Annotated in this window: 27 protein-coding genes; 9 read left to right on the forward strand and 18 right to left on the reverse strand. The window is 70.8% G+C overall.

Annotation, left to right across the window (positions count from 1 at the left end; all coding sequences use genetic code 11):
- From ACFQ7F_RS34130 to ACFQ7F_RS34140, 3 genes are all read right to left on the reverse strand, one after another.
- Positions 1–258, reverse strand: a 258-nt coding sequence (locus ACFQ7F_RS34130) for an SgcJ/EcaC family oxidoreductase (RefSeq protein ID WP_383279158.1), incomplete at its 3' end; no start/stop codon positions are given.
- A gap of 131 nt (positions 259–389) precedes the next feature.
- On the reverse strand, positions 390–827 hold the full coding sequence (locus ACFQ7F_RS34135) for a MerR family transcriptional regulator (RefSeq protein WP_383279161.1): 438 nt from the start codon (positions 825–827) through the stop codon (positions 390–392).
- A 13-nt stretch (positions 828–840) separates the two neighbouring features.
- Positions 841–1,842: an MDR family NADP-dependent oxidoreductase gene (locus ACFQ7F_RS34140; protein ID WP_383279163.1), complete on the reverse strand. Its 1,002-nt coding sequence runs from the start codon at positions 1,840–1,842 to the stop codon at positions 841–843.
- On the opposite strand from ACFQ7F_RS34140, the gene ACFQ7F_RS34145 reads away from it, so the two are divergent.
- On the forward strand, positions 1,816–2,394 hold the full coding sequence (locus ACFQ7F_RS34145) for a hypothetical protein (protein ID WP_383279166.1): 579 nt from the start codon (positions 1,816–1,818) through the stop codon (positions 2,392–2,394). The two genes, ACFQ7F_RS34140 and ACFQ7F_RS34145, sit on opposite strands and share 27 nt — an antisense overlap.
- A gap of 104 nt (positions 2,395–2,498) precedes the next feature.
- On the opposite strand, the gene ACFQ7F_RS34150 is transcribed toward ACFQ7F_RS34145, so the two are convergent.
- The 6 genes from ACFQ7F_RS34150 to ACFQ7F_RS34175 all read right to left on the reverse strand — a co-directional run bounded on the left by ACFQ7F_RS34150 (position 2,499) and on the right by ACFQ7F_RS34175 (position 9,806).
- On the reverse strand, positions 2,499–3,365 hold the full coding sequence (locus ACFQ7F_RS34150; protein ID WP_383279169.1) for an SGNH/GDSL hydrolase family protein: 867 nt from the start codon (positions 3,363–3,365) through the stop codon (positions 2,499–2,501).
- Positions 3,366–3,505: 140 nt separating this feature from the next.
- Positions 3,506–4,957: a carboxylesterase/lipase family protein gene (locus tag ACFQ7F_RS34155; RefSeq protein ID WP_383279172.1), complete on the reverse strand. Its 1,452-nt coding sequence runs from the start codon at positions 4,955–4,957 to the stop codon at positions 3,506–3,508.
- A complete protein-coding gene (locus ACFQ7F_RS34160; RefSeq protein ID WP_383279175.1) occupies positions 4,954–6,438 on the reverse strand; it encodes a long-chain fatty acid--CoA ligase in 1,485 nt (494 codons plus the stop codon). Before ACFQ7F_RS34160 ends, ACFQ7F_RS34155 begins: the two co-directional genes overlap by 4 nt.
- Positions 6,439–6,591: 153 nt before the next feature.
- Positions 6,592–7,797, reverse strand: a complete 1,206-nt coding sequence (locus ACFQ7F_RS34165) for a PucR family transcriptional regulator (protein ID WP_383279178.1) — start codon at positions 7,795–7,797, stop codon at positions 6,592–6,594.
- 132 nt (positions 7,798–7,929) lie between these two features.
- Entirely contained in the window at positions 7,930–9,252 is a 1,323-nt protein-coding gene (locus tag ACFQ7F_RS34170) for an MFS transporter (protein WP_383279181.1), read from the reverse strand.
- A 326-nt stretch (positions 9,253–9,578) separates the two neighbouring features.
- A complete protein-coding gene (locus ACFQ7F_RS34175) occupies positions 9,579–9,806 on the reverse strand; it encodes a hypothetical protein (RefSeq protein WP_383279184.1) in 228 nt (75 codons plus the stop codon).
- A gap of 92 nt (positions 9,807–9,898) precedes the next feature.
- Between ACFQ7F_RS34175 and ACFQ7F_RS34180 the strand changes: the two genes are divergently transcribed.
- Positions 9,899–10,501, forward strand: a complete 603-nt coding sequence (locus ACFQ7F_RS34180; RefSeq protein ID WP_383279187.1) for a hypothetical protein — start codon at positions 9,899–9,901, stop codon at positions 10,499–10,501.
- 59 nt (positions 10,502–10,560) lie between these two features.
- Here ACFQ7F_RS34180 and ACFQ7F_RS34185 read toward each other — a convergent pair whose 3' ends face one another.
- Complete coding sequence (locus tag ACFQ7F_RS34185) at positions 10,561–11,487, reverse strand: hypothetical protein (RefSeq protein ID WP_383279190.1); 927 nt, start codon at positions 11,485–11,487, stop codon at positions 10,561–10,563.
- A 168-nt stretch (positions 11,488–11,655) separates the two neighbouring features.
- Between ACFQ7F_RS34185 and ACFQ7F_RS34190 the strand changes: the two genes are divergently transcribed.
- On the forward strand, positions 11,656–11,901 hold the full coding sequence (locus tag ACFQ7F_RS34190) for a hypothetical protein (protein WP_383279193.1): 246 nt from the start codon (positions 11,656–11,658) through the stop codon (positions 11,899–11,901).
- A 100-nt stretch (positions 11,902–12,001) separates the two neighbouring features.
- Here ACFQ7F_RS34190 and ACFQ7F_RS34195 read toward each other — a convergent pair whose 3' ends face one another.
- Positions 12,002–12,661, reverse strand: a complete 660-nt coding sequence (locus ACFQ7F_RS34195) for a TetR/AcrR family transcriptional regulator (RefSeq protein WP_383279196.1) — start codon at positions 12,659–12,661, stop codon at positions 12,002–12,004.
- 66 nt (positions 12,662–12,727) lie between these two features.
- On the opposite strand from ACFQ7F_RS34195, the gene ACFQ7F_RS34200 reads away from it, so the two are divergent.
- Entirely contained in the window at positions 12,728–14,341 is a 1,614-nt protein-coding gene (locus ACFQ7F_RS34200; RefSeq protein ID WP_383279199.1) for an FAD-binding oxidoreductase, read from the forward strand.
- Between the two features lie 208 nt (positions 14,342–14,549).
- On the opposite strand, the gene ACFQ7F_RS34205 is transcribed toward ACFQ7F_RS34200, so the two are convergent.
- Entirely contained in the window at positions 14,550–15,179 is a 630-nt protein-coding gene (locus ACFQ7F_RS34205) for a response regulator transcription factor (protein WP_383279202.1), read from the reverse strand.
- A gap of 281 nt (positions 15,180–15,460) precedes the next feature.
- Between ACFQ7F_RS34205 and ACFQ7F_RS34210 the strand changes: the two genes are divergently transcribed.
- The 5 genes from ACFQ7F_RS34210 (at position 15,461) to ACFQ7F_RS34230 (ending at position 20,372) form a co-directional block, all read left to right on the forward strand.
- Positions 15,461–16,207, forward strand: a complete 747-nt coding sequence (locus ACFQ7F_RS34210; RefSeq protein WP_383279204.1) for a peptidoglycan-binding protein — start codon at positions 15,461–15,463, stop codon at positions 16,205–16,207.
- 111 nt (positions 16,208–16,318) lie between these two features.
- Positions 16,319–17,212: an NAD-dependent protein deacetylase gene (locus tag ACFQ7F_RS34215; protein WP_383279207.1), complete on the forward strand. Its 894-nt coding sequence runs from the start codon at positions 16,319–16,321 to the stop codon at positions 17,210–17,212.
- A 186-nt stretch (positions 17,213–17,398) separates the two neighbouring features.
- Entirely contained in the window at positions 17,399–18,223 is an 825-nt protein-coding gene (locus tag ACFQ7F_RS34220; RefSeq protein ID WP_383279210.1) for a PP2C family protein-serine/threonine phosphatase, read from the forward strand.
- Positions 18,224–18,287: 64 nt separating this feature from the next.
- On the forward strand, positions 18,288–19,331 hold the full coding sequence (locus ACFQ7F_RS34225; RefSeq protein ID WP_383279213.1) for an MASE1 domain-containing protein: 1,044 nt from the start codon (positions 18,288–18,290) through the stop codon (positions 19,329–19,331).
- A 204-nt stretch (positions 19,332–19,535) separates the two neighbouring features.
- Positions 19,536–20,372: an MBL fold metallo-hydrolase gene (locus tag ACFQ7F_RS34230; protein WP_383279216.1), complete on the forward strand. Its 837-nt coding sequence runs from the start codon at positions 19,536–19,538 to the stop codon at positions 20,370–20,372.
- On the opposite strand, the gene ACFQ7F_RS34235 is transcribed toward ACFQ7F_RS34230, so the two are convergent.
- The 6 genes from ACFQ7F_RS34235 to ACFQ7F_RS34260 form a co-directional block, all read right to left on the reverse strand.
- The gene (locus tag ACFQ7F_RS34235) at positions 20,362–20,970 is read right to left on the reverse strand and encodes an ATP/GTP-binding protein (RefSeq protein WP_383279218.1); all 609 of its coding nucleotides are present in this window, start codon (positions 20,968–20,970) and stop codon (positions 20,362–20,364) included. The genes ACFQ7F_RS34230 and ACFQ7F_RS34235 overlap by 11 nt on opposite strands.
- Entirely contained in the window at positions 20,951–21,385 is a 435-nt protein-coding gene (locus ACFQ7F_RS34240) for a DUF742 domain-containing protein (protein WP_383279221.1), read from the reverse strand. Before ACFQ7F_RS34240 ends, ACFQ7F_RS34235 begins: the two co-directional genes overlap by 20 nt.
- Positions 21,382–21,846 (reverse strand): roadblock/LC7 domain-containing protein, encoded by a 465-nt coding sequence (locus ACFQ7F_RS34245; RefSeq protein ID WP_383279224.1) that lies wholly within the window; start codon positions 21,844–21,846, stop codon positions 21,382–21,384. The genes ACFQ7F_RS34240 and ACFQ7F_RS34245 overlap by 4 nt, the downstream gene beginning before the upstream one ends.
- On the reverse strand, positions 21,846–24,269 hold the full coding sequence (locus tag ACFQ7F_RS34250; protein WP_383279227.1) for a nitrate- and nitrite sensing domain-containing protein: 2,424 nt from the start codon (positions 24,267–24,269) through the stop codon (positions 21,846–21,848). Before ACFQ7F_RS34250 ends, ACFQ7F_RS34245 begins: the two co-directional genes overlap by 1 nt.
- Positions 24,270–24,414: 145 nt before the next feature.
- Positions 24,415–25,197 (reverse strand): MHYT domain-containing protein, encoded by a 783-nt coding sequence (locus ACFQ7F_RS34255; protein ID WP_383279230.1) that lies wholly within the window; start codon positions 25,195–25,197, stop codon positions 24,415–24,417.
- A 519-nt stretch (positions 25,198–25,716) separates the two neighbouring features.
- A complete protein-coding gene (locus ACFQ7F_RS34260; protein WP_383279233.1) occupies positions 25,717–26,547 on the reverse strand; it encodes a PIG-L family deacetylase in 831 nt (276 codons plus the stop codon).
- Positions 26,548–26,913 lie beyond the last annotated feature (366 nt).

A 26,913-nucleotide genomic window follows, 5' to 3' on the forward strand; every position in this document is an offset into this window, starting at 1 on the left:
CAGCACATCCACCACCTCGTAGGTGGCCGTCGAGTCCTTCATGGCACGGGGAAGCACCTGGTGTGTGAAAGCCGATATCTCAGCGCGGCCCGTGAGGCGCTTGCCGTGGCCCGTCGTCCAGATCGCGTCGCTCCGGAAGAGACTCACGAACTCGTCAGGGAGCTCGTTCTGCTGGGAGTGCTCAAGGGCGGCGATCACCTTTTTGATCGCAACGGTCTCAGCTTCCTGAACCTGTCCATCGATCACAGTTGTGTTCATGGGGCCAGCATTTAACCTCAACTGCACTTGAGGTCAATCGGGTCCTCCAACGGCAAGTCATCGCCGCCTCCACCTCAGCCCAGACGCCGTATCGCCCCTCGGAGACCGCCTGGTCACCAGTCCACGGCCGGTCAGCCGGGCGGCGTTAGCCCAGAAGGGCTTCCGCAACCACCGCGGCTGGGAGGTGTCGCCAAGTCTGGATCGCCCGACGGCTCCCCTGCGGCTGAGGCGAGGCGCTGCCGTAAGCGTGTGAGGCGGGCGATCTCCGCGTCCAGGATGGCCAGACGATCGACCACGACGTCGCTGAACTCGCCTGGATCGCTGCCACAGGACGTCGGCGTGCCTTGGACGAGGAGGTCCACGCGGTGGGCGCGGCGGCGGACGTCCTCCAAGGTGAGTCCCAGCGCCAGCAGGTCGCGGATGACGCGGACGCGGGCCACCTCGGCGGTGCCGTACTCGCGTTGACCGGACGGAGTACGTGGCGGGGGCCCGAGCAGGCCGCGGGCCTCGTACAGGCGCAGAGCCCGAGGTGTGGTGCCGGCCGCCGCCGCTGCCTCGCCGATCCGCATGCGCTCTCCTGTCCTACAGTTCCACGACGGCCGCCCCGAAGGAGCGGCCCGCAATCAGTTCGGGCAACGCCTGCGGAGCGCGCTCGATTCCGCGGACGGCGGTATAGGGGAACTGGATGTCGCCCGTCCGCAGCCAGTTCCCGAAGCGGGCCTCCCACTCCGCCTCGACATCCGGATGGTCCGTGCCGTTGTAGCCGGCGATGGTGATGCCCCGGGTCAGCAGCCGGTACGTGTCGAGCACAGCGGGTGCGCTCCCGCCCGCCCGGTCCGGGGACAGCTGACCGTCCAGTGCGCCCACCAGGACGAACCGGGCGCCCCGATTCGCTGCGTGCACGGCGGCCGTCAGCTGTTCGCCGCCCACGGTGTCCAGGACGATGTCGATGCCGTCCGGCGCCGCCTGCGCGAGCTGCCGGCCGATCGGGCCCCTTCCGCGCAATACGGTGGCGTCGTATCCGAGTTCCCGCTCCAGTCGCCGGGCCTTGTCCGGTGAGCCGGTGCTGCCGATCACCCGGGCGGCACCCAGCAGGCGGGCGATCTGGCCTGCCAGGGTGCCCACGGCGCCGGCGGCGCCGGTCACGAACACGGTGTCGCCCTCGCGGATCCCGGCAAGCCGGGTCAGCGCTCCGTACCCTGCGGAGCCCTGCGCGAGGTGGGCCACCGCGTCGGGCAGGGTGCCGTCCAACAACCTGCACTCGGCATGGGCGGGCGTCGCGTACTCCCGCCAGCCTTGAAGGTGCAGCACCAACTGACCCTTCTCCAGCGGCCCGTCGACCACCTCGCCGATCGCGGGGCCGAACAGGGTGTCACCCGGGCGCAGCGGCGGCAGCGGGACATCGTGGGTCTCGCCTCCGATGAGGGTTCGCAGGCCCGGGAAGACCAGGAAATGAGTGTTGCGGACGAGTACTTGGCCCGCCTCCGGCTTGGGAATGGGGACGCGGGCCAGGGCGAAGTCGTCCGGGGTCGGCAGCGCAGCGGGGCGACGGACCAGGTGCACGAGGCGATGAGTTTCATTCATGTCCGGACGCTAAGCCTTGACCCGTGGGGCAGGGTCAAGGCTCAGTTCGAGCACGGTCATTTGACCGGGTCGGTCCGACGCCCGAGCGCGGAGCCGAAGTACTTCAGTGTCCTGCTCTTTCAACTTCGCCGCCTCGTCTGCGGCGGCTGTGGTGCGGCCGCCGACTGGACGGCCGATGAGCGAGGCGCCGGCCTGGTCGGCGCGGTGCCCGGCGGTACCGAGGATCCCTTCTTCCGGCGGCCGTTGTGGCTTCAGATCCGCTGTGCGGGACGGATTCTGTGGGCCTATGACGAGGAGCACGTCGACGCCCTCGCCGCCTACGTGGGCGCCCGGCTGCGCGAGCGTCACGCTTCCCCGACGATGGCCATGTTCGCCCGGCTGCCGGCCTGGATGAAGTCCGCCGAGCGTCGTGACGAAGTGCTGGCCGGTTTGGCAACTCTCCGGGCTCTTGCCCGGCGATCGACCCCCGCCGACCGCTCCGACGCCGCCCACGAGCGTGGCGACCGCCCACGCCACCATGGCAGCATGCTTTTCCGCGGCGGCCCGTACTGACGGCGCGCGCCGTCGCACCCCTGGTCTACTGTCCGGGGCGGTCAATACGCACGGTTGCCGCGGGTATTGCACCTCCCGAGAATGATGAAGACGGTCCCTGGCTGTCAGCGGGACGACGTGTCCGCCCGTACCGCGTCGGCCAGGGCCCGGCCGTAGGCGCGGGAGCCCGAGGCGGTGGGGTGCAGTGGGAACGCGTCGCTGGTGGAGACAGCGCCCTCGATGTAGCGGTCGGCCGCGGGGGCGCAGGAGTCGTGGCCGGTGCCCAACTCATCGGTGTCGACGAACGTGGCCCGGTGTCGCGCGGCCGCAGTGCGCAGCGCCCCGCCGAGCTGGTCGATCTTTGCCTGGATGTAGTCGGCGTCCTGACCCCAGTAGGGCTGGAGGGGGAAGCAGCCTCCAGTACGGAAGTACTTGCCGTAACCGACGACGAACACCTTTGCGTTCGGCGCGCGTTGGCGGATGGTGTCGAGGACGACGTCGAACTTGGGGGCCCAGGCGTCGATGGCCGTGCCGTACCGGTCGGTGCCGCCCTGGGTGTTGGCGGCCGCGCAGCTCTTGCCGAGCGGCTTCGGCAGCAGGTTGAGACAGTCGGAGGGGAGGTTGGACAGGGTGTTGTCGTTGGCGCCGATGGTGATGCTGACGAGGTCGGTTTCGGCGGAGAGCGCGTCGTACTGGGGCGCGGTGCCGGGGTGCTGCGGACCGGTGAAGTCGTCGGCGGTGGCACCGGAGCAGCTGACGTCGGTCAGGTCGGCGCCGAGCTCCCCGGCGGCGATGTGCGGGTAATCGGCGAGCGAGCGGACGCACTTGCGGTTGGAGGGGTCGGCCGGGCGGACCAGTGGGGCGGCGGCGAAGGAGTCGCCGAGTGCCACGTACTGGAGAGGGTCCTTCTCCGCCGCGGTGGCGGCCGGTGCCGCGAGGGCGGTTCCGCAGAGCAAGGTGGTGACCAGCAGTGCGCGCAGAGGCGTTCTCATGGGGTGTCCCTTTCGTGGCTGTGCGGGTGACGAGGCGTCAGGGTGCAGCGATGTGTGCAGGTGTATGTGCAGGTGCATGGGCGTGCCGGTGCGGATCTGGGCCGAGGGGGCGGCGGTGGTACGGGGCCGCGTCCGCGCCCCTAGACCCACAGGCGGCGTTCCCGCTCCCGGGGCGCGAGTACGACCCGGGCGCCGTCGGCTCCGTACGTCATGACGGGCCGCTCGGTGCTCCACTGCGGCCAGCCAGGGTCACCGCCGCGCGCGAAGGCGACCCACGCGCGGTGCATTGCCTCGGCCAGGTGGCGCGGTGCCGTCGCGCCCGTGAGGAGCAGGCTGTCCGGTGTGTCGAGGGTGTCGAAGACGAAGCCGATCTCCAGGGCGTGGCAGGCGCCGAGGTCGTGCTGCGGGGATGGCCAGGCGAACTCGTAGACGAAGGTCCGGCCAGGGCGGTCAGGGTGGCCGGCACGGCCCGCGCGGGCGTCGGCGAGGCGGTTGAGGGGGACTCGCAGCGCCTTGTCGGTGACCATGGCGCCGAGGATCTCGCCGGGTGACGCGCCGGGCCTCGTGGCGCGGTAGACGCCCGGGGCCCTCCAGGGCGCACGGTCCTTGAGGACGGCGGCCCACAGTGCGGTGCTGCCGATGCGGTCGACGAGCCCGCTGGGGACGAACCAGAGCCGGTACTCGTCGGTGTTGCCGCCCACCAGGACGTCGATGCCGTCGGCGGCGCCCCGGGCGAGCGCGGTGGCGGGGTCCTCGGGTACGACGTCGCCGTCCACGACGAGGTGGAAGCCGCGGCCACCGGTCAGCGGGGTGCCGCCCGCGGTGGCGGCCCGTTGGGCGGCGAGCAGCCGGGCGCGGTCGACACGGGCGAAGTCCGCTGCGGTGGGAGGGACGTCGAGGTGCTCGGCGATGGCATGCGTGGTGCGTGCCGCCTCGGCCCGGTCGACGGCCGTAGGGGCCCCGCTCTGCAGGACCGCCCGCCGGAAGAGGCCCTTGGAGTGTGGGCTCGCGAGCAGGGCCGCGATGCTGATGGCGCCCGCGGACTCGCCGAAGACGGTGACGTTGTCCGGGTCGCCGCCGAAAGCGCGGATGTTGTCGCGTACCCAGGCGAGCGCGGCGATCTGGTCGCGCAGGCCGAGGTTGGCCGGGGCATCGGGAAAGACGCCGAACCCTTCGATGCCCAGGCGGTAGTTGAGCGAGACCATGACGACGCCGTCGCGGGCGAAGGCCCGGCCGTCGTAACTGGACACGGCGGACGAGCCGTTGCGCAGGGCGCCGCCGTGGATCCACACCATGACCGGGCGGCCGCCGTCGCCGGGCGCGGCCGTCCAGACGTTGAGGTTGAGGCAGGCGTCGCCGGGGATGTCCGGGTCGGGCAGGAGCGCGTCCAGGGGCGGCGCGTACGGATTCTTGGGGGCGGTGGGTCCGAAGGCGGTGGCCTCCAGGACGCTCTCCCATGGCGGCACGGGTGCCGGGGGCGCGAACCGCAGGGGGCCGACGGGCGCCGCGGCGTACGGGATGCCGCGGAAGACGGCGACGCCGTCCTCGACGGTGCCGCGCACCGGGCCGCACGCGGTGTCGACGACGCTCATGCGCACGCCTCCTTCAGCTCGCGCTTGAGCACCTTGCCGCTCGGCCCGAGCGGCAGCTCGCCCAACAGGCGTACGACACGCGGGTACTTGTGCCTGCCGAGATGCTCGCTGGCCCACGCGACGATGTCATCGGGCGCGTCGGTGGCGCCGGGGCGCAGAACGACGGCCGCGCAGATCTCCTCACCCCTGACCTCGTCGGGCAGGCCAAGGACGCTGACCTGCGCGACGGAAGGGTGGCGGGCCAGGGTCTCCTCGACCTCGCGCGGATAGACGTTGAAGCCCCCGCGGATGATGAGGTCCTTCTTGCGGTCGACGATGCTCAGATAGCCGTCGGCGTCGTGTACGCCGAGGTCGCCGGTACGGAACCAGCCGTCGACGACGGCGGCCGCGGTCGCCGCGGGGTCGTCGAGGTACCCGGCGAAGATGTTGTGGCCGCGCAGCACGACCTCGCCCACATCGCCGGGCGCGAGCAACATGATCCGGTCGTCGGCCTCCGCGTCGGCGACGGCCGCTTCGACGCCCCAGATGGGGTGACCGACGGTGCCGGGCCGGCGACCGGTGGCGAGCTGGTTGAACAGGGCGGCCGGTGAGGTCTCGGTGAGCCCGTAGCCCTCCAGGACGACGGTGCCGAAGGCGGCCTCGAAGCGTTCGAGCAGCGCTGTGGGCAGGGCCGCGCCACCCGAGACGGCCATGCGCAGGCCGCCGGGACGGTCCCCGCCGTGCTCCACCGCCTCGGTCAGGGCGTGGTACATGGTGGGCACGCCCATGAAGACGCTCACGCCTTCGGCTGCCATCAGGTCGAGCGCGCCGGGGCCGGTGAACCGGGCGCACAGGACGAGGGCGGAGCCGGCGCGCAGGGCGGCGTTCATGGCGCAGGACTGGCCGAAACTGTGGAAGAGCGGCAGGCAGCCGAGGACCACGTCGTCGGGGGTGAGGGCGAACAGGTCCTGGGCGCAGACGCCTGCGTTCATGACCAGGTTTCCGTGGGTGAGCAGGGCGCCTTTGGGTCTGCCGGTGGTGCCGCTGGTGTAGAGGATCACGGCGGTGTCCTCCGCATCGCGCGGCTCGACGCTCTCCAGGAGCTCGCCGTCGGTGGTCACCTGCAGCACGTCGACGCCGACCTCGGTCGCCGCCGCCTTCGCGACGGCTTCGAGGGGCCCGGCGGTGATGATCGCGCGGCAGTCGCTGTGCCGCAGCACGTAGGCCACTTCGTCGGCCACGAGCAGGGCGTGTACGGGCACGACCGTGCCGCCGGCTGCGAGGACCGCGTAGTAGGCGCGCGGGAAGTCGGCGGTGTTGGGCAGCAGCAGGGCGACCCGGACCCCCGGCCCGACGCCGTGGGCGCGCAGCCGGGCCGCGAAGCGCAGAACGTCGAGCCACAGCGTGCGGTAGGAGACGCGGACGTCGCCGTCGACCACCGCGGTCCGGTCGGGATGGCGGACGGCGGATTCCTTGAGGATGCTGGCGACGCTCAACTGCACGGTTGCTCCCTTGCGCGGACGAACGGTGGTGTCCGACGGCCTCAGCTTCTGGCACCCCGCCGTCGCGGGGCCATGTGCAAGGGCCCAACATCACCGTGCGTACGGTGGGCAGCGGCACCGCACCTTGCCGGGGCGGACCAGCCCGTTGTCAGCTCAGTGCTCGAGCTCCAGGGCCCGCAGGGCGAGCGCCCAGCCGAGCCGGGCCTCACCGGAGTCGGCGGGCCAGCCGGTGAGTTCGGCGACGCGGCTGATGCGGTTGAGGATCGTGTTGCGGTGGCAGAACAGGCGCGTGGCGGCGGCGGACGCGGAGCAGCCCGAGTCGAGCCACACGCCCAGCGTCTCCAGGAGCACCGGGCACTCGGCGCCGCTGCGCAGGACCCCGTCGAGGTAGCGGATCGCAAGACGTTCGGCGATCTCCGGCTCCGCGCCGAGAGCGGCGTGCACCAGGCGCTCGTCAAGGGAGGCGACCTCGCCGCTGCCGGGCGGGAGGGTGTCGAGGGCCCGCCGGGCGAGCCGCAGTCCCTGGGCGGCGGCGGGCAGCTCCTCGAAGGGCGGCGATATCCCGGCCCGGCAGACGCCCTGGCCGCGCAGTACGTCGGGCAGCTGGGCGGAATCGGCTGCCCTGACCCGGACCAGGCCTGCGACCGACTCCGCGCGGGGCCGCCAGAACGACCACATGCCCAGGCTCTCCAATGCGGGTCCGGGATCGGGCGGGGAGGCCGGATCGAGGGCGTCCTGGGCGATGACGACGACCACATAGCGGCCGTGCCGGGGCACCCCCAGGGCTGCGGCCGCCGCGGAGGCCACGGCGGGGTCGCTGCCCCGGCCGTCGAGGAGCGCCTCGAAGAGGGCGCCGCGCCGGGAGGCCTCGCGGTGCAGGAGCTCGAGGGTGCGCAGCCGGTAGGCGTCCGCCATCGCGGAGGAGAAACGGTCGATGGTCTCCCACACCGCGCCGGCCATGTCGCCCACCAGGCGCTGCTGGGCGGGGGAGCGGTCGCGCATCCAGTCGGCCATCGCCTGCCACAGGACGCGCCCGCCGCGCCGGTAGGCACGCAGGACTGTGTCAAGCGGCATGCCCTGCTCGGCGCGCAGCCGCCCGTTCTCGGCCGCGACCGTCTCGAAGCGGTGGTCGGATGCCATCCCGCCGAACTCGTGCAGGGCCAGCTCCATGTTGCCGCGCAAAACCAGCCGCAGATCCTCGCGCGAGACCGGGCGGCCGCTGGCGTAGGTCGTGCTGTGGGCGCAGATGTCGGCCGCCAGCCGGTCGACGAGCCGGTCGATGTCGTCGACCAGCGTCAGGGCCAGCTCGCGGCGCAGCGCCATCTCCTCGTTCATGACGGTGTTCACGGCGGCGTTCATGGCCGAAGGATAAGCACGCACCGCGGTGGCTGAAATCATGCGACTGCCCAATCGGCCCGATCAGGCGTTGGGCAGTCGCACAGCGAGAGCTTCTCGGTGCGCCGAGGGGCGTACGGGCCGGTCGGTGCCGGGTCAGTCGGCGATCGCCGGGACCCGGCCCGGCAGGTCCCCGTCCTCGCGGCCGACGGTGCGCTTGAGGAGGGCGGCCAGGGCGATTCCGGCCAGGCCCGCGATGACGACGAAGACGAACGGGGTGCGGTCGCTGCCGGTGCGGCCCTCGATCAGGCCGAACACCATCGGGCCGAAGAAGCCGCCGAGCAGGCCGATGGTGTTGATGAAGGCCAGTCCCACGGCGGCCATCAGGCCGGACATCCGCGACATCGCGACGGACCAGAACAGGGGCAGCGTGCCGGTCAGGAAGAAGTTGGCGGCGAAGAGCAGCGCGTAGCGGACTCCCACGGAGTCGGTGGGCAGGTAGAGACCCATGGCGGCGGTTCCTGCGACGGCGCAGAGCACGATGAGGCCGGTGTCGTTGCCGATGCGGCCGTGCAGCCAGGGGAAGAACAGGACCCCGGCGAGGATGGCCACGCCCATGCTGCCGGTGACGAGCCCGATCGTCAGGGAGCCCTTGACGCCGAGCCTCTCCACGATGGACGGCAGGTTGAAACCGACGGCGGAGGTGACGAGCTGGTTCACGAAGTAGGTACCGGCGAGCAGCAGCACCACCGGGCGTCCGAAGGCGAGCCTGAGGTTGCCGCGCAGCCGGTGCGGTGACGGCTCAATGGCGGCGGCGCGCTCCGAGAGGGCGGCTGCTTCCTCCCGCGAGAGCCAGCGGGCGTCCTGCGGACGGTTGGGCAGGGCGATCCAGACCACGATGCCGACGGCGACGGTCACCAGGCCCTCGACCAGGAACATCCACTGCCACCCCTGCAGTCCGGCGACGCCGTCGAGGGTCATGAGTCCCCCGCCGGCCGGGGCGCCCAGGATCGTCGCGGCCGCGGGCGCGGTGTAGATGAGGCCGACGACGGTGACGCGGTACTGCTGGGAGAACCAGAGGGTGACCGTGTACATCAGCGCCGGGTACAGGCCGGCCTCGGCGGCGCCGAGGGCGAACCGCAGGGCGTAGAAGGAAGTCTCACTCTGGACGAACATCATGGCGGCCGACACCAGACCCCAGGTGACCGCGATGCGCGCGATCCAGGCACGGGCCCCCACCCGGTAGAGCACCAGGTTGCTCGGGACCTCCAGGAGCGCGTAACTGACGAAGAAGACGCCCGCGCCGAGGCCATACGCGGCGGCGCTGACGCCGATGTCGGCCTCGAGCTGCGTCTTCGCCAGCGCGACGTTCGTCCGGTCCACGTACGACATGAAGTACGCCAGACCGAGCAGGGGCAGCAGCCGGCGCATCGCCCTGCGGGTCGCGGTCGCGTGGACCGCTTTGGAGGGAGTGGGCATGGGAGTCCTTCCCGCGGGCGCAGGTGAGCGCAGCAGGCCGTGATGGAGGGGAAGCGGTGCGCACGTCGCCGTTCAGCGGTTGCGTGGGTGCGTCGCTCGTGGACGTTCAGCTTCGGGGACAGCTGAGCGCCCCGGCCATGTGCAGGTGCCCATCATGCGCGGCGGCCGGATGGGCACCGGCACGTCGTCGGCCGTCGGGGGCGGGAGGGGGAGCGGGCCCAGGTCACCGGGCGCGCGCGACGCGCCTCCAGGGCACCTCCTGATGGATCTCCGCGGCATCGCGACGCCCGGCAGGACCCGGTAGGACCCGGCAGGACCCGGCAGGATCAGGGCACTTCGTGCCGGTAGGGGGCGAGTTCCGGGGCCGTCTTCGTGGCGATGAACTCGCTGATGCGGTCCTCGCGGACCTCCGCGAGCACGAGGGGGTCGCCCGCCGCGATCTTCTCGATCGCCGCTCGGTCGTCGGTCGCGGCCCAGGGCGTGCGCTTCGTCCCGTATCCGTCGCAAGTGTGAACGAACCTCGTGTGTACGGTGCGGAACCGACTCGCCCCCATGGGTGATCGACTCATATGCTGAGCGCTCAACCGGCCGCTCCACGGGGTGACTTTGTGGTGCGCGGCTGACCTTTTTCTGCCGGGAGTTCACTTTGCTGTACAGGAAGACCGCTTTGCGCGTTGCCGCGCCCGTGGCCGTGCTCGCCCTCGCGCTGACGGGATGCAACGGCGACGACAAGGCGTCGGGTTCCGCGGACGAGAAGCCGAAGGCGAAGGCGAGCGCGGAATCGTCGCCCGAGTCCGGCGGCGCGCGCGGCACCGGCGAGAGCGCCACCGGCAAGGTGAAGGAGGGTGACGCCTCCGTCACCTACGAGCTCACCGCGCAGAAGGTCGAGTTGGGTACGGAGGCCGACACGAAGAAGATGGTGTCGGACCCCAAGGAGGCCAAGGGCCTGGTTCCGGCCATCGCCTACGTGAAGTACACGCACAAGTCCGGCGCGGCCCTCACCGAGACCCCGGACGCGAATGACTCCACCACCGTCTGGGCGGACGGTCAGCGCGGAACCCTGATCATCGGCGCCGCCGAAGACGCGCCGGGCTGCGATGACTCCTCGTCCATCGAGGGCTGGAAGCAGGGCGAGTCCCACGTCCTGTGCGAGACCTACCTGGTCCCCAAGGGCGCGAAGGACCTGGAGGTCCACTGGTCCGAGGAGGACGGCGAGCCGTTCATCTGGAAGTTCGCGGCGACCAAGTGACGCGCCGCCGGGTGGGCCGCTCCCGGCCCGCCCGGCGCTCGCAGGCCCGCGCGTTCGCCCTAGCCCCGCCCGCCGAAGCGCGCCGCGACGGACTGTTCCAAGGACAGGCCGCTCGCTTCGTCCTCCGGTTCGAGGAAGGCGTGGATCACGGCGAGGGAGATGGTGCCGGTCAAGGAGCGCCGGCGGGCGTCGTCGACGACACCGGATGCCGGGTCGCCTAGAGCGCGCAGCGTCACGCCGTCGTTGGCTGCGGAGAGCGCGTCGGCCAGGTCGTCTAGCGTGAGCCCCTGGCGCAGGCGCAGACCGCGCTCACGCAGGACGGCGGCGTACAGCTCCTTCCACGAGCCCAGGTAGGCGGCGTAGATGCCGGCGGTGATCCGTGCGATCTCCTCGTCGGCGTCGGCCACCGTCATGAGAGCCAGGCCGAGCCGTACGGAGGGCATGTCAAGGCCATCCGTGGTGTGCCGATGGGCGATGTCGTGGACGGCGCGCACGAAATCGCGGCCGTCGCGCCCGTGCACGAGACGCCTGGTGTTCGCGGCCCGCTGTGTGCGGAACTCCGGGCGGTAGTTCTCCTTCCACACCGCGAAGTTGATCAGATCGACGATGAAATTCGAGTACGGCGTCCAGCGGTCCCGCAGCAGCCCCGCGCCGTCGCCGTGACGTGCGAAGGGTTCGGGGTTGTGGCCGAACGCCTCGCCCACGCAGCGCTGCGACAACGGGCCGAGAAGCAGGCTCTTGCTCGTGACCGGCCGCTCGGCGCACGGCCCGAAGTGCTGCTCGAGCAGTCGCATTCCGGCTGCCAGGAGCGACGCCGTCACACGGTGGTTCGCGAGGCGGGCGCGGCCCCAGGCGGTACGACGGTTGAGGCGCGGCAGGATCCCTGAAAGGTCCTGGTTGTACGGGAAGGGCAGGTCCCGCTTCCTGCGGTGCGTGCGCGGCTCGTGCTTGTCGGCCAGGTCATCGCTGTCGTCCCTGTTCTCCATGCGCGCATGCTCTCCGCAGCGGTTACGGCCAACAACCCCTCAGGCGCGTGGAGGTAGCAGGGGCCGGGCCCGCGCCACACAACTCCACGCTCCTGCGGGGCATCGAATCGCGGGCCCAAGGCGGTACACCAGGCAGATCTCGCTCCCTCCCAGAAGGACGGTCGAAGAATGCCTTCCTCCAGTACCGGCCTCGCCCTGTGCCTCCTGGCCTGCGCCGCCGTGAGCCGCGCCTTGGTCCGGCTGCTTCTCGGGCTGCTCGCCGCACACGCCACCCGTAAGGCTCTCAGTCAGTCGGACATGCCCCAGGACGAGTCGGAGGCGGCGGAGCGGCTCCGCGCCCACCGCCTCGCGGTGCTGCTCACCCTTCTGAACGGCCTCAAGGCACTCGGCCCCACGCACCGGCATCGCCGCTGAGAGCGGGGGTGGCCATATCGAGTGATCCGCCATCGATCTCTCAACCTCGACCTAAACCTCAGCCTCAGCCTCAGCCTTAGCCTCAATCGCAGGTTCAGATTCAGTGTGGGCGGTGACCGGAGCCCTGACCCTCCGGTTCAGCCGTTCCCAGGTGGAGTACGGCGACGATCCGTCCGAAGCGGGACGTCATCTCCGCGGCAGTCTGCTCGGGGTGGTGGCGCCACCAGGCGACGGCGGCGCTCACCGTCCCGTACCAGAGATGAGTGGCGAGGTCGGCGTCGAGCGGGTCGTCGGCCGGGGCGGAACGGAGGAACTCGGACACGCCGACCGCGCCCAGACGGTTGAGCTCGCGCCGGTAGACGGTGGCCGCGGTGTGGAGGTCGCCGTCGGCAGGCAGCGTCGCGTCGTAGACCAATTCCCAGTCGTGCAGACGCGACTCGAGTGTGTGGAAGACGGCCGTGAGGGTGCGTGCGGCGCGCGAGATGTCGAAGGGACCCTCCTGCGCGTTCTCCACGGCTGCCACCAGGCGGGTGCCCGCACGCTCCAGGCAGGTCAGGTAGAGCCCGTCCTTGGAGCCGAAGTACTCGTAGATCATGGGCTTGGTGATCCCGGCCCGCGCCGCCACCTCCGCGGTCGACCCGCGCGCGTAGCCCTTCCTGCCGAACTCCTCGGCCGCCGCGTCCAGGATCAGCCGCTCCCGGTCCTTTCGAGGCATTCCCTTGGTGCCGACCGCACGCGTGCCCTTCTGCTGCTTGCCCATGTCCTTACCCTATGCCAAAGTGACCGCCAGGTAACTTACCCTGTGTTCAGTTAGGCGGTGCGGGCCATGAAGGGCAGGACGCGTTCGTGGTGGGGTTGGGGAAACGTGGAGGACGCGGTATCCGGTTCCGAGCGCGAGCAGCTCACCCGCCGCACCGCCGAAATGCTCCCGAGGGCCGATCTGACCGTCCATGAGGCTCCTCCGGTGGAGGCGTTCGGCGTGGGCGTCGGCAGGATCAAGGCGCCGGACTCTCTGGCCGCGATCGTCTCCGCGGACGTGCGCGACCGCCTGGCGCACAGTCACGGGCAGGCCTTCCGCGATGTCGTACGGGCGCTCCTCGGCACATTGCCCCACGTGCCGGACCTCGTCGCACGCCCGACGTCGGAAAGTCAGGTCGTCCACGTACTCGACTGGTGCCACGACGCGAACATCGCGGTCGTACCCTTCGGCGGCGGCACCTCGGTGGTGGGCGGCGTCGAACCACGGGTGGGGGATCAGTACACCGGAGTGGTCAGCCTCGACCTCACGTCGATGGATCAGGTGCTCGAGGTCGACGCCACCAGCCGGGCCGCCCTCGTCCAGGCCGGTGTCCTGGGGCCGCACCTGGAGGAGCAACTGCGGCCCCAGGGGTACACCCTGCGCTTCTTCCCGCAGTCCTTCGAGTTCTCCAGTCTCGGCGGCTGGCTGGCCACCCGGGCCGGCGGGCACTTCGCCACGCGCCTCACCCACATCGACGACCTCACCGAGTCACTGCGGGTCGTCACCCCCGCCGGTGTCGTCGAGTCCCGCCGCCTTCCCGGCTCGGGCGCGGGCCCCTCACCCGACCGCATGTTCCTCGGTTCCGAAGGGTCGCTCGGTGTGATCACCCAGGCCTGGGTCCGTCTGCAGGACCGGCCGCGGTGGCGGGCGGGTGCCTCGGTCGGTTTCGCCCAGTACGACGCGGGCGTCCGAGCGGTGCGCGCCCTGTCCCAGTCAGGCCTCGACCCGGCCAACTGCCGTCTGCTGGACCCCATGGAGGCCTTCATCAACGCGGGCGCCGCGACCGCCGTTCTGGTCCTCGGCTTCGAATCGGCGGACCATCCCGTCGACGTCTGGATGGAACGCGCGCTGGAGTTGTGCCGCGACCACGGCGGGACCCTGGACGAGCCGCCGCGCTACACCGAAAGCTCCGGCCGGGCCGCGCGTACCGCGGCCGCCGACACCTGGCGTTCCTCGTTCGTCCGGATGCCGTATCAGCGGGACGCTCTGGCGGCACAGGGCATGATCGTGGAAACCTTCGAGACGGCCTGCACCTGGGACCGGTTCGACGCCGTGCGCGCGGCCGTGAACGACGCCGCCCAGGACGCCATGCGCCAGGTCGGCGCGGAAGGCGTGGTGACGTGCCGGTTCACGCACGTCTACCCGGACGGCCCGGCACCGTACTTCGGTATCTACGCCGCAGGGCGGTGGGGCAGGACCGTGGAGCAGTGGGACGAGATCAAGCAAGCCGTCTCCCAGGCGCTCATCACGGCGGGCGCCACCATCACCCACCACCACGCGGTGGGCCGCGACCACCGGCCCTGGTACGACCAGCAGCGTCCGGATCTCTTCGCCGCCGCCCTGCAGGCAGGCAAGAAGGTCCTCGACCCGGCCGGGATCCTCAACCCCGGCGCAGTCATGGACCCCCTGCGCGCGCCTTGACGAACCATCAGGCCCGGCCTGGTCGGCGCCCTCGGCGATAGCCACTGCCGCGACGCCCCGACGGAGGCGTCAGGGCCGCCGCCGAGCAGACACTGACCCTCAAACCCGTGCACTGAGCAACCGGCCGACTTCATGTTGTCCGCTCCTGCCGCGGCACGGCAGGAGCGGAAGACATGTCGCGAGCCCCCCCATCGGAAGGCGCGCCGCCTCAGGCCTCCGAGACGGCCTCCAGCGGGCTCAACGCCGCTGCCCGGCGAGCCGGAAGCGCGGCCGCGAGCGCACCGATCGCCAGAGACACCAGGCACACGAGCACCGGACGCCCGGACACCGACACCTCAAGGCCACCGGTGTCGATGGCCAGGTCCCCGAAGACCAGCACCCGCTCCTCGGCCGACGGCGCCCCGTCGCCCGAGGCCGGGCCGGGCTCCTGGGCGGGCGCGTATGTGGCCCGGCGCAGCAGGGAGCGGATGCGGGCCAGCAGTACGTAGGTGTCCACGGGCTTGACCACGTAGTCGTCCGCGCCGCCTTCCAGACCGGCGACGACATCGAGCCCGTCGCCGCGCGCCGACATCATCAGGACCGGCACCAAGCTGGTCTCGCGGACTCTGCGGCACAGCCCGATCCCGTCGAGACCGGGCAGCATCACGTCCAGGATCAGCAGGTCGAAGCCCTCCTCACGGAAGAGCTCGAGCCCCGTGAGCCCATCGGCCGCGACCCTGACCCGATAGCCGTAGCGCTCCAGGGCGACGGCGAAGGACCGGCGCATCAGGTCGTCGTCCTCCACCAGCAGCACACGAATGTTCTGCGGGGAAGCAGGAGCCGGGTTGGGCGACGACACGGGTGGATCACTCTTGTTCGGACGGTTCAGGCGGGGCCGGTGCCCGCGCACGGGGTGACCGGCGACCTGAAAGGAACGATATGGCAGACACCGGACGCGACAACCGCACCGCCTGAACCGATGGCCGACCAAGCGCTCCCTGATACCCGCTGGATACAAAACCGCCCGCGGCACCACGGGGCTTATCTGGCCCTGAGTCGACCGTCAACGCAGCCTTAAGGATCGCGGTTCGGGGCCGACGGCGAGGGATTGGCGGCGCGCGGACGTCTACGTTCGATCTTGTGAGTTTCGAAGCAGCCGTCCCAGACCCGTCCATGTACCCAGCGCTTTCCTCCTACCTGACGCGGACACCAGATCGACGCCTGCGTACGGCGTTCGGGGTGCCGCGCCCGGTGGCAGGGCCGACGTACGCGACACCCGCGAGCGCGGCGCCCACCTCCGGCAGAGAGGGAAAGGGCCGCCACCGCGCGGCCGCCTCCATACGCGGGCAGCCTCGCCTCCACACCCATGCCCGCCATGGCGCGATCAGGCCCAGACGGTGCTTCCCACCGCTCACGTACGGCTACGCGTCCGCAGCCCTGCTCGTCCTCACCGCCGGGCTCCTGGCTCAGTCCCACGGCCGTCCGGCCCCCACAAGTCCGCACGCCGCGCCGCCCGCGCGGCAACCGGACGCTCCCCGTCACGAATCTGCGCCCGTGCCCGACAAGGCACCCTCCACGCCGCCCAGCAAGCCCGCACCGCACCCGAGCCCACCGGCGAGCACCTTGCACGACACCCCGCACGCCCGCGCGGATCCGGCGGCCGACAACGCGTCGAGTGCGCTGCGGGTGGGCAGCACGGGAGACTCCGTACGGCAGTTGCAGGAGCAGCTGGGACAACTGCGCCTCTACACGGGCCCCGTGGACGGCCACTACAGCCAGGACGTCGCAGCCGCGGTCGCGCGCATCCAACAGGCACGCGCCATCGACGAACCCCTCGGCGTCTACGGCCCGGGCACCCGCAACGCCATCAGCACCGCGGCCATGTAAAGCGTGCCCCAAGCTTGTGCCGAGGCTGCTGGGCTCCGTTCCTCTGGTGAGGTTCGCGCGGATGTCGGTGTGAGCGCGGTACGCGGGCGCCCGAAACGTAAGCTGGCACGTATGCGGACGCGACCCACACTGACCTGGGAGCCTACTGGCGGCCTGCTGCCGGCCTCGACCGACCTCACGGCTGTCGTCGAGGCGGTGCGTGGCGGCGGGGTCGCGGTGTTGAGCGGGGCCGGTCTTTCCACCGAGTCAGGCATCCCGGACTACCGTGGGGAGCACGGCTCCCTGCGTCGGCACACTCCCATGACGTACCAGGAGTTCGTCGGCGCCGAGCAGGCACGGCAGCGGTATTGGGCTCGCAGCCAGCTGGGATGGCGGGCCATGACGCGAGCCCGTCCGAACGCCGGTCATCGAGCCGTGAGCGCCTTGGCCGGAGCAGGCCTGATCACCGGTGTGATCACACAGAACGTCGACGGGCTGCAGCAGTCGGCCGGGGCCCGGGACGTCATCGAACTCCATGGGAGCCTGAGCCGGGTGATCTGCCTGGCCTGTGGGCGAGGCAGCGCCCGTTCGGAGCTGGACCAACGGCTGCGTGCAGTCAATCCGGGGTTCGAGGCTGCCGCCGAGCGCTACCGCGCGGCGCGGGTCAATCCGGACGGTGACGTGGAGCTGCCCGACGAGGCGGTTCGCGAGTTCCAGGTGGTGGCGTGTGCGACCTGTGGTGACGGGGTTCTCAAGCCGGACGTCGTCTTCTTCGGCGAGAACGTGCCCCTTGAGCGGGTTGCGGCGTGTCGCCACCTCATCGAGGAGGCCGCCGTCCTGCTCGTACTCGGCTCCTCCCTCACCGTCATGTCCGGGCTGCGTTTCGTGCGCCAGGCGGCGCAGTCCGGCACGCCGGTCCTGATCGTCAACCAGGGCCCGACCCGAGGCGACCGCTGGGCCACCGAGCGAGTCGACCTGCCCCTGGGGGAGGCGCTGCCCGCCCTGGTGGCGCAGGTGTGTCCCTGAGGTCGATACGCCGCCTGGTGGCCACGCCGCCCGCTCAGTGAGCGGCGTGGATCTCCGGGGCAGACGTGACAGGGTGCGACCGCAGCCATCTGCGGGCAGACTTGATCGCGTGGTTTGTGCCAGCGGTGCATACGGCGGAATACAGCTGAACTGACGCGGGGTGCTCTCGCGGAACCGGGGCGATCAATGTTCCGTACGCAAGGGGCCGACGACGGTGACGAGCTGCTTGCCAGGCTCGGGGCGCTGACTGCCCGGGCCCGGGAGCTCGCGGAGATGCAGCGCTCCCGGGTCGAGCTGGCAGTGGCACTGCAGCGCGGCATGCTGCCTCATGACCTTCCGCAGCCTGCGGGCGTCCGCCTTGCCGTGGGCTACATGCCCGCCAATCACGGGCTCAACGTCGGGGGAGACTGGTATGACGCCTTCACTATGCCCGACGGCCGTATCGGCCTGTCCATCGGTGACGTGCAGGGGCACAACATCAAGGCCGCCGCGTTCATGGGGCAGGTCCGGGTGGGACTGCGTGCGCTGGCCTCCGTCACGGGCGACCCGGGGGAACTGCTCGCGCGCACCAACGATCTCCTGGTCTCCCTGGGCGAGGACCTCTTCGCGACGTGTACTTTTCTCCGGCTCGATCCGGCCACCGGCGTCCTGGAGTGCGCTCGGGCCGGCCACATCCCCCACATCTGGGCCACGGCCGACGGACGGTCCGGTATCGACGAAGGAGAGGGCGGCCCCCCGCTCGGCGTGCTCGAAGGCGCCGAGTACCCCGTGGTGTGTCACCGGCTCACCACGGACGGCGTCGTCGTACTGCTGACCGACGGGGTGGTGGAGGGGCCGTCACTGAGTCTCGATGAAGGCTTGCGGCGGGTGATGCGCCTCGCCGAGATCACCACCGCTGCCGGTCTTGGCATCAACTCTCTTGCAGGCGGTGTCATGCGCCTTGCGGACACGGTGGGGCACGAGGACGATGCCGCCGTGCTCGTCCTCGGCCACGACGGCGGCGCCCTGTAGTGGCGCCCCCCGCACGCCCGCGGACCTCGACAGGCGCCTTCGCGTGGCCGAAGGGGTCCGCCGGGTGTCTGATGGCTCTGTGTTGGTGACTCGGCGGTTCCGGCTGTCCTTAGAGGTAGTCCTCAAGACACTGGCCGTGGCCGCCTGCTACTACGTGGCCGGGCGTCTGGGCCTGTTCGGTCGACTCACCGTCGAAGGAGTGGTCGTCACACCCATTTGGCCGCCCACCGGCGTCGCCGTCGCCGCACTGCTCGTCTACGGCGTGGCGGTCTGGCCCGGGATCGCTGTGGGTTCCTTCCTCGCCATCGCGTCCCTCACCACCCCGCAGCTCTCCACCCTGGTCACCGTGGCGGGCAACACCCTCGCCCCGCTCTGCGCCTATCTGATGCTGCGGCGGGCCGGTTTCCGGGTCGGAATCTCACGTCTGCGGGACGGTCTGGCCCTGGTCTTCCTCGGCGGGCTCGGAGCCATGCTGATCAGCGCATCGGCGGGGGTCGGGCTACAGGTGCTGACCGGTCGGCTGGACACGGCGGAGTTCTGGTCCGTATGGCTGGCCTGGTGGGTGGGCGACGCGATGGGCGTCCTGCTGGTCACTCCGCTCCTGCTCGTGCTGGTGGGAGCCACTGGGCCACTGCGACTGAGGCGCTGGAAGGAGATGCTGCTCCTGGGCCTCGCGACCTTGATCGTCGTACCGCTGGCCGTGCTCGGCGAATTGAGCCTGCTCTTCCTCGTCTTCCCGCTGCTCATCTGGGTGGCGTTGCGCTTCCAGCTGGCAGGGAGCATGTTGTGCGCGCTGTTCGCGTCGGTGCTGACCACATTCGAGGCGAGTACGCAACAAGGCGCCTTCCTCAACCTTTCGGCCATCGAGGTCATGACCAAACTTCAGGCGTTCAACGGTGCCACCGCGCTGACGGCGCTCCTGTTGTCCGCCATGGTCGCCGAACAGCGAGCCACCCGACGTTCGGTGCAGAATGCCTGCCGGGAACTCGCCGAGGTACTGGAGCACCTCGCCGCGGGGGAGACCCCGCCCGAACTGTCCGCCAGTCACACCGCCGCCCTCCGTGCCGACGACGCGGCGCCGGCGACGGACAGCCACCGGGACGTGTAGACGGCCCCCACCGCGCGCTTTGTGTGATCGCGTCGACGCGGCTCATCAAACAGATCAGTTCGCCATTGCCGTTGAGAGCGGCGTGCGTCAGACTTTCCGGCAGGATTTTCGCGGCAAACCGTGGCCGGTATTCCGATCTTGAGCAGGAGCAGCGACCCGGTGCCGGTCGAGACGCGGCTGCAGGCCACAAACGGGAGGAGCCCCATGCTGAAGAAGGTCGCGGAAGGTGTGCTGATCCACCAGAGCGAGTTACTCCAGAACAACACCACCGTCGTGCAGGGCAGGAGCGGCGTATTACTCGTAGACCCCGGGATAACAGGCGATGAAATGGCCTGCCTGGCGAACGACCTTCGACAGTTGGGCCAGCCCGTCATCGCGGGATTCTCGACGCATCCGGATTGGGATCACGTTCTCTGGCATGCCGAACTTGGCGAAGCGCCTCGTTACGGTACAGCCCGCTGCGCGGCCTACATGCAAGATCTGCGGTCGAAAGCGGACTGGAAGGCCGGCGTCGCCGAAGGATTGCCACCGGAAACCGCCGAGGAAACACCGCTGGACCTGTTCGGCCTCATTACGGGTCTGCCTGCTGAAACCACGCATATTCCTTGGGATGGCCCTGAGGTCCGGATAATTGAGCATCCGGCGCATGCCCAGGGCCATGCGGCGCTGTTGATCGAAGAACGCAGGGTTCTCGTCGCCGGCGACATGCTCTCTGATCTCTTTATTCCGATGTTCGACGACACTGCCGAACCGATTGAGGACTACCTCGTCGGGCTGCGGTTGATCGAGGACGTGGCGGACGACGTTGATGTCGTCATCCCCGGTCACGGGTCCGTCGGCAGAGCTGATCAGGTACGCGCGAGGATCAAACAGGATCGAGCGTACGTGCACGCCCTGCGTGACGGCCATGTTCCCGGCGACCCGCGGATCGGCCCATCGGTCAAGCCCGGCTGGGAGTGGGTGAACGACATACACGAAGGGCAATTCCAGCGCCTCGCCCCAAAAGGTGCGCGCGACGGGACGCCCGGCGTCAGCGGATGACGAGCTCCCGGCTCAGGACGTGCTCGACCAAGGAGATCAGGACCTCCTTGCCGGACTCCCGGTCGCGCACGTCGCAGAGCAGGACGGGTGTGTCCGGATTCAGGTCGAGCGCGCGGGCCACCGCGTCCGGGTCATGGCTGCGGATCCCGTCGAAGCAGTTCACCGCGACGATGAACGGGATGCCGCGGCTCTCGAAGTAGTCCACGGCGGGGAAGCAGTCCGCGAGCCGGCGGGTGTCGGCGAGGACGACCGCGCCGAGGCTGCCCGTGGCCAACTCGTCCCAGACGAACCAGAATCGGTCCTGGCCCGGCGTACCGAACAGATACAGGGCGAGGTTGTCGCGCAGGGAGATGCGGCCGAAGTCCATGGCGACCGTGGTCGTGGTCTTTGTGGCCACCCCCTCGAGGCTGTCCACCGGGCGTGATGCTTCGGTGAGGGGTTCCTCGGTGCGCAGGGGACGGATCTCGCTGACCGATTCCACCAGCGTGGTCTTCCCGACGCCGAAGCCGCCGGCGATCAGGAGCTTGAGGGCGGTGAAGTCGGCGGGCGCCGAATGCCGCGTGCGGTGAGGATGCCGGTCAGAGTGCGCGGAGGCCATTGATCACTTCTCGCAGGAGGTGGGCGTGGGGACGTTCTTTCCCGGTGGCTGTGGACTCGGGCGGGGTGATGTGGATCAGGCCCTGCGCCGTGAGGTCGCCGAGCAGGACCCGGACGACACCGAGGGGCAGCCCCGAGTCCGACGCGAGGTCCGCGACAGGGTGCGGGCCTTGGGCGCACCGGGCCAACAGCGCGCGCTGTTCGGGCGGTAGCGGGCCGCGCGGGGTGGTGTCGGTGGGCCGGACGATCGCCATCAGGTCGACGCGCTCCGCGCCGTTGTCCGTGCGGGCGCGGCCGGCGGTCATGGCGTAGAGCCTGACCAGGGGGCCTGCATCGTCGTCGTACCGGTCGGTCCAGGCTTCGCCGGAGTGGTCGCCGGGGCCGTCCCGGCGGCGGTTGGAGGGCTGGTCCGTCATGAGGCCTCGTCGTCCGGCGCCGGCGTGTCGTCCGTCCGCAGGGGCACGCTGAGGTGTTCGCGCACCCGGTCGACCAGCAGGGCCATCTCGTACGCCACCAGGCCGATGTCGGCGTGTCCGTCGGTGAAGACGGCGATGCAGGAGCCGTCACCGGCGGCGATCACGAAGAGGAAGCCGCCCTGCAGCTCGACCATCGTCTGGACGACGCCGCCCGCGTCGAAGTGCCGGCCCGCCCCCTTGGCGAGGGAGTGGAAGCCGGAGGCGATGGCGGCGAAGCGCTCGGACTCGTCGCGGCCCATCCCGTGCGAGGCGCCGACGCACAGGCCGTCCGTGGACAGCATGACCGCGTGGTGCACCTCCGCGACGCGGTCGACGAAGTCGTCGAGGAGCCAGTCGATGCCGCCCGTGCCGTGCTCGTCGCTCTGGTCGCCCACGGAGGTGACGGAGTAGATCGGCGTCATCAGTCTCGGAACCTTTCGTCGTTCGCTGCGTGGTGGTCGGGTGAGGCGCCCGGGGTGCCGGGGCCGGCCGGTTCGTCGCGGGTGGCGGAGGCGCGGCGCCGGCCGGAGCGCAGCGACGCCATCGTGGCGCGGGCGGCTTCCGGGGAGCGCACGGCCGGGCTCTGGGCAGGTTTCGGGCCCGCGCTCGCGTCCTCGTCCTTCGCGAGGTCCTTGCGCAGCTCGGGCGCGAGGCTGGCCTGGCGCACCCGACGCGGCAGCCCCTCCTCTCCGTCCGGTTCGCCGGCGGGCCGCGCGGTGGGGCCGGGCGGGGTCGGGGGCTGCTGGGGTGCGGCGTGCCGGGCGCGGCCGGGGAGCCGGCGGGGTGCCGGCCCACTGTGCGAGGGGCGAGGCTCCGTCCCGGGTGCGGCCTCCGGTTCCTGGCCGTGGTGCCGCTGTGCGGGTATGTGTTCGAGGGCCGGGGCGGGGCCGGGCTGCACCGCCCGGAGCGGCTCCGGCTCCGGCAGGGGCCGCAGGCCCGGGTGCGGGGCCTCCAAGAGCTGCTGCGGGAGGAAGATGACCGCGGTGATGCCGCCGTATACCGAGCGGCGCAGGGTCACGTCGAGGTGCTGGCGCTCGGCGAGGCGGTTGACCACGAACAGGCCGAGCTGGCGCGAGTCGAGCAGGTCGACGTCCGTGGCCTGGATCTTCTCGTTGGCCGCGGCGAGCGCCTCGTCGCCCATGCCCAGACCGCGGTCCTCGATCTCCAGGACGGCGCCCGCCCCCACCTCCTCACCGCGCACCACCACGGGGGTGTGCGGCGGCGAGTAGGAGGCGGCGTTCTCGGCGAGTTCGGCGACGAGATGGATGAGGTCGGCGACCGCAGTGCCGGACAGACGCAGGTCGGGGATGTCGTGCAGTTGTACCCGCTCGATGTCCTGGGTCTCCGCGATGCCCGCGCGCACGGCGTCGATCAGCGGAACCGGGTTGCGCCAGGCGCGGCCGGGAGCGGAGCCGGAGAGGATCAGCAGGGACTCGGCGTGGCGGCGCATCCGCGTCGTCAGGTGGTCCAGGCGGAAGAGGTCCTCCAGGTCCGTGGGGTTCTCGGTACGGCGCTCCATGGTGTCGAGGAGTTCCAGCTGCCGGTGCAGCAACAGCTGGCTGCGGCGGGCGAGGCTGACGTACACGCCGGAGACACCCGTCAGGACGGCGGCGCGGCCCGCGACAGCGCGCAGCGCGGCGCGCTGCACCGTGGTCAGCGCCGCGCCGACCTGGCCGATCTCGTCCCGGACCGGTTCGTGGGAGAGCGGTGCCTCCTTCTCCAGGTCGAGTCCGTCGCCGCCATGGATGCGGCGGATGGCGGCCGGGAGCCGGTGGGCGGCGAGGTGCAACGCGGAGTTGCGCAGTCCGGTCAGGTCGTCGACGAGGCCGCGGCCGATGCGTACGGAGAGGAGGAGCGAGAGGATCACGCCGAGCAGGCCGAGGAGTACGGCGAGGCCGGAACTGCCCAGGTTCGACAGGGAGTACGGCTTGGCGTCGGCGCCCGTGTCGATCGCGCTCCGCTCCGCGGTGGCGAGCCCGGACAGGGTGGGACCGGCGACGGAGTGCCAGCGCGCTGCGGTCACCGCGGTGGCGGCATCTGAGGGACCGGCGGCGAGGACGTCGTCCTGTGCGGCGGCGAGGCCGTCGGCGGCGCGGGAGCCGAGCACCTTGCGGTAGGCGGCGGCGTCCTCGGCCCGCAGGTCGGACACCGCCGCGTCGGCAAAGGCACGCTGCTCGGCGACGTCGCCGACGAACGTACGGTACTGGTCCGCGGCCATGGTCCCGCTCGCCTGCGCGGCGCCGAGCACGGCGTCCTGGCGGCTCAACGCCTCGCGGGAGCGGGCCAGTTCGAGCACGGTACGGGTGTCGGAGGCGCGGTCGGGCTTGTCGGCGCCCGCGAGCCCGGAGCGGACCGCGAAGGCCCGGTCGACGGCCGTGCCGTAGTCGGAGAGCACGGCGGAGGCGCCGCGGGGGCTCTCGCGCCGCTCACCGAGTGAGTCGGCACTCGTGAGGAGGGCGCGGACCCGGCCGGGCAGTGCGGCGTCGAGGGCCGCGAGGTCGGTGCTGCTGGAGCGGACGCCCGCGCGCAGCGCCGTGACGGCCTTGTCCGTGCGGGCCTGCGCGGCCTCGAAGTCGTGGCGGGCGGTGCCGCCGGGCGTGGCGCGGTACTTCAGGGCCGCGGACCGCTCGTCCTGCACCGCGGAGGTGAACCGTGCGACGGGCCGCACCAGGGTCGAGTCGATCTGGCGCAGCTGCTCGGTGGCCGAGACCTGGGAGGCGGTGGTGACGGCCGCGTGTCCCCACAGTGCCATCAGTGAGAGGACCGGCACGGTCAGCAGGGTGACGACCTTCGCGCGGATCGATTTGGGGCGCCAGCGTTGGGGCACCAGAGGGCGTGCGGGCATGACGAAGGGTCTCCTTGGCGGTGCAGGAGTGTGGGGGCGCGGAGTGCGTCGGGCCCCGGGGGTACGCGGGGCGCCGATGTGCGTGACGCAGCTCGGGTCGCGGTGGGGAGAGGGACGGTGCGGGCCGGGGCGACCCCGGCTGCGGTCAGGTGAGCGGGAGTTCGACCTCGTGCAGCGGGCGGGCCGCGGCCTCGCTCTCGGCGCGCTCACGCGCCGTGGGGGACAGCGCGACGAACGCGCAGGTCAGGAAGAGGAAGGAGCCGAGCACCACGGCGAGCGGCAGGATGAAGGCGGTGGCGCTCGCACCCTGCAGGGGCGCGGTGCCGGCGTGTACGTCCACCGTGACGGCGGCCATGCCCGTGTAGTGCATGCTGCTCACCGCCAGGCCCATCACGAGCGAGGCGACGGCCGCGACGGCCGGCCCCCGCACGGACAGCGCGGCCCACAGGGCGGCGGAGGCGGCGGCGATGGCGATGAAGACGGAGAGCGCGACGAGCGCGGGGTCGTACGAGATCGATCCGTTGAGCTGGACGGCGGCCATGCCGATGTAATGCATCGTGGCGACGCCGAGTCCGGTGCCGACGCCGCCGAGCACGATGGAGCGCACCCGGGAGTTGCCATATCCGGCGGTGAAGACGCCCGCGCCGACAACGGCGATGGCGACGACCAGGCTGAGCAGGGTCAGCGGGATGTCGTAGCGGATCGCGGTGCCGTCGGCGGTGTAGCCGAGCATCGCGATGAAGTGCATGGTCCAGATGCCGGCGCCGATGGCGACGGAGGCGCTGATCAGCCAGTTCCTCTTGGACCGCCCCCCGGCTGCCAGAGCGCGCACGGTGCAGCGCAGTCCCAGCGCGGCGCCGACGACGGCCATGGCGTACGACAGGACCGGAGTGGCCCAGCCTCCTGCCATGTGGTGCATGTGACCCACGGGATTCCTCTCACTTGCTGTGTCGGCCCCCCGGCGACCCGGGACGCTAGCACGCAGTGGATCTCCTGCCAGGGGGCACGAAAAGGGCTTCTTGTGAGGGTTACCGAACAGTAAAGCCCGAGTTCACCGGGCTGCGCGCTCATAAGACCGTCACCGATCGCACACATAGGTGCGACTCTTGTCACGCCGCGTATCGAACTGCTTGCGACACCGGGGGTGAGACGCCCAGTTCGGGATATCCGGGACATGGTGGTGCAGCCTCCGATCGGAGCCATCACTGAACTGCGGTGACTGGCCTGGAGGCAGGGAGGATGCGGTCGCTGCGGCCGCGGCAAGTCGTCTTCACCACCGGGTGCGTGGCACATGCCGGTGGTGGTGCGTGCGGGTCTCTGGCGGGAGAACGCGAGCGAGCCCCCGCACGAAAGTGCGAGAGCTCGGTCTCATGCGAAGTTTCCCCGCTCGTTCCACGCCGGGACGCCGTCCGTCAGAGCGTTCCCGGGCTCCGGTCGGGCGGGTGGCTCAGCGCAGTCCGGCGAAGAGATCGTTCTCGGGTACGGCCGCGCCGGTGGCGTCCTGGACACGTACGAAGGTCTCCATGCCCATCAGCTCACCGAACTTCTCCTTGCCCATCTTGAGGAAGAAGATGTTCTCGCCCTGGCTGGCGTGCGCGGCCAGCGCGTCGAACTTCTGACCGCTGAACGCGGTGGTGTCCACCCACGTGGTGATCTCGTCGTCAGGGAGGCCGATCTCGGCCATCGCGGCGGCCTCGGCAGGATCCGGCTCCGGCATGTCTCCGAGCTCGCGCATGGTCTCCCCGAACCGCTGCATCATCGAGCGGGGCATCGTCGTCCAGTACACCTTCGGTGTCAGCGCGGTCATCTCCAGCGCCGCCATCGTGATGCGGTGGGCCTGGATGTGATCGGGGTGGCCGTAGAAACCGTTCTCGTCGTAAGTGACGACCACATCGGGTCGGTAGTGCCGCATGAGCTCCGCGAGTCGGGCGGCGCCTTCCTCCACGGGGGTCTGCCAGAAGGATCCGGGGGCGTCGTTGCTCGGCCAGCCGATCATCCCGGAGTCGGCATAGTCCAGCATTTCCAGATCGCTGATCTTCAGGACGTCACAGCTCTCCTGAAGTTCTTGACGGCGCATCAAGGCGACGGCTGCCGGATCGTGCCCGGGCTCGCCCGGCTTGACGCCTCCTGGCCCGTCACCGCAACCGCCGTCGGTACACGTCACGAGAACCGTGCGGATGCCCTCCGCCGCGTACTGCGCGAGGACCCCTCCGGTTCCGGTGGCCTCGTCGTCGGGGTGGGCGTGCACTGCCATGAGCGTCAAGGGTCGGTCAGGCATGAAAGAGTCCTCCAGCAGATATACATCTCGGTCCGGATGCGCGGCGGGCCTACCGCGATCCTGAGGGCCCGGTACCTGGTGGGGCGGACGACCTTGCGGTCTCCGTGTTCCCCGTCCGTGCGGGGCCGGTTCCTCGGTCGATGCAACCGTGTCGGCCGGACCCCTGTTCCCGGTTTGCGTGCCGGCACTGCGAGCTGAACTCGAGGCGGAACCGCCCACACGAATGACCAAGAACGCCCGGAGCCGCGGGCTCGGGCGGCAGCTCCGGGCGCTGCACGGGATGTCGCGCTTCTTCTTCGGCACCTTGCGGCACCGGATACCTGCCGGACGCGAGTGCTCTGAAACTGTTCCGTCGTGCGACTTGCC

This window comes from Streptomyces sp. NPDC056486 (genome assembly GCF_042795295.1).
In the GTDB taxonomy this organism is placed as follows: domain Bacteria; phylum Actinomycetota; class Actinomycetes; order Streptomycetales; family Streptomycetaceae; genus Streptomyces.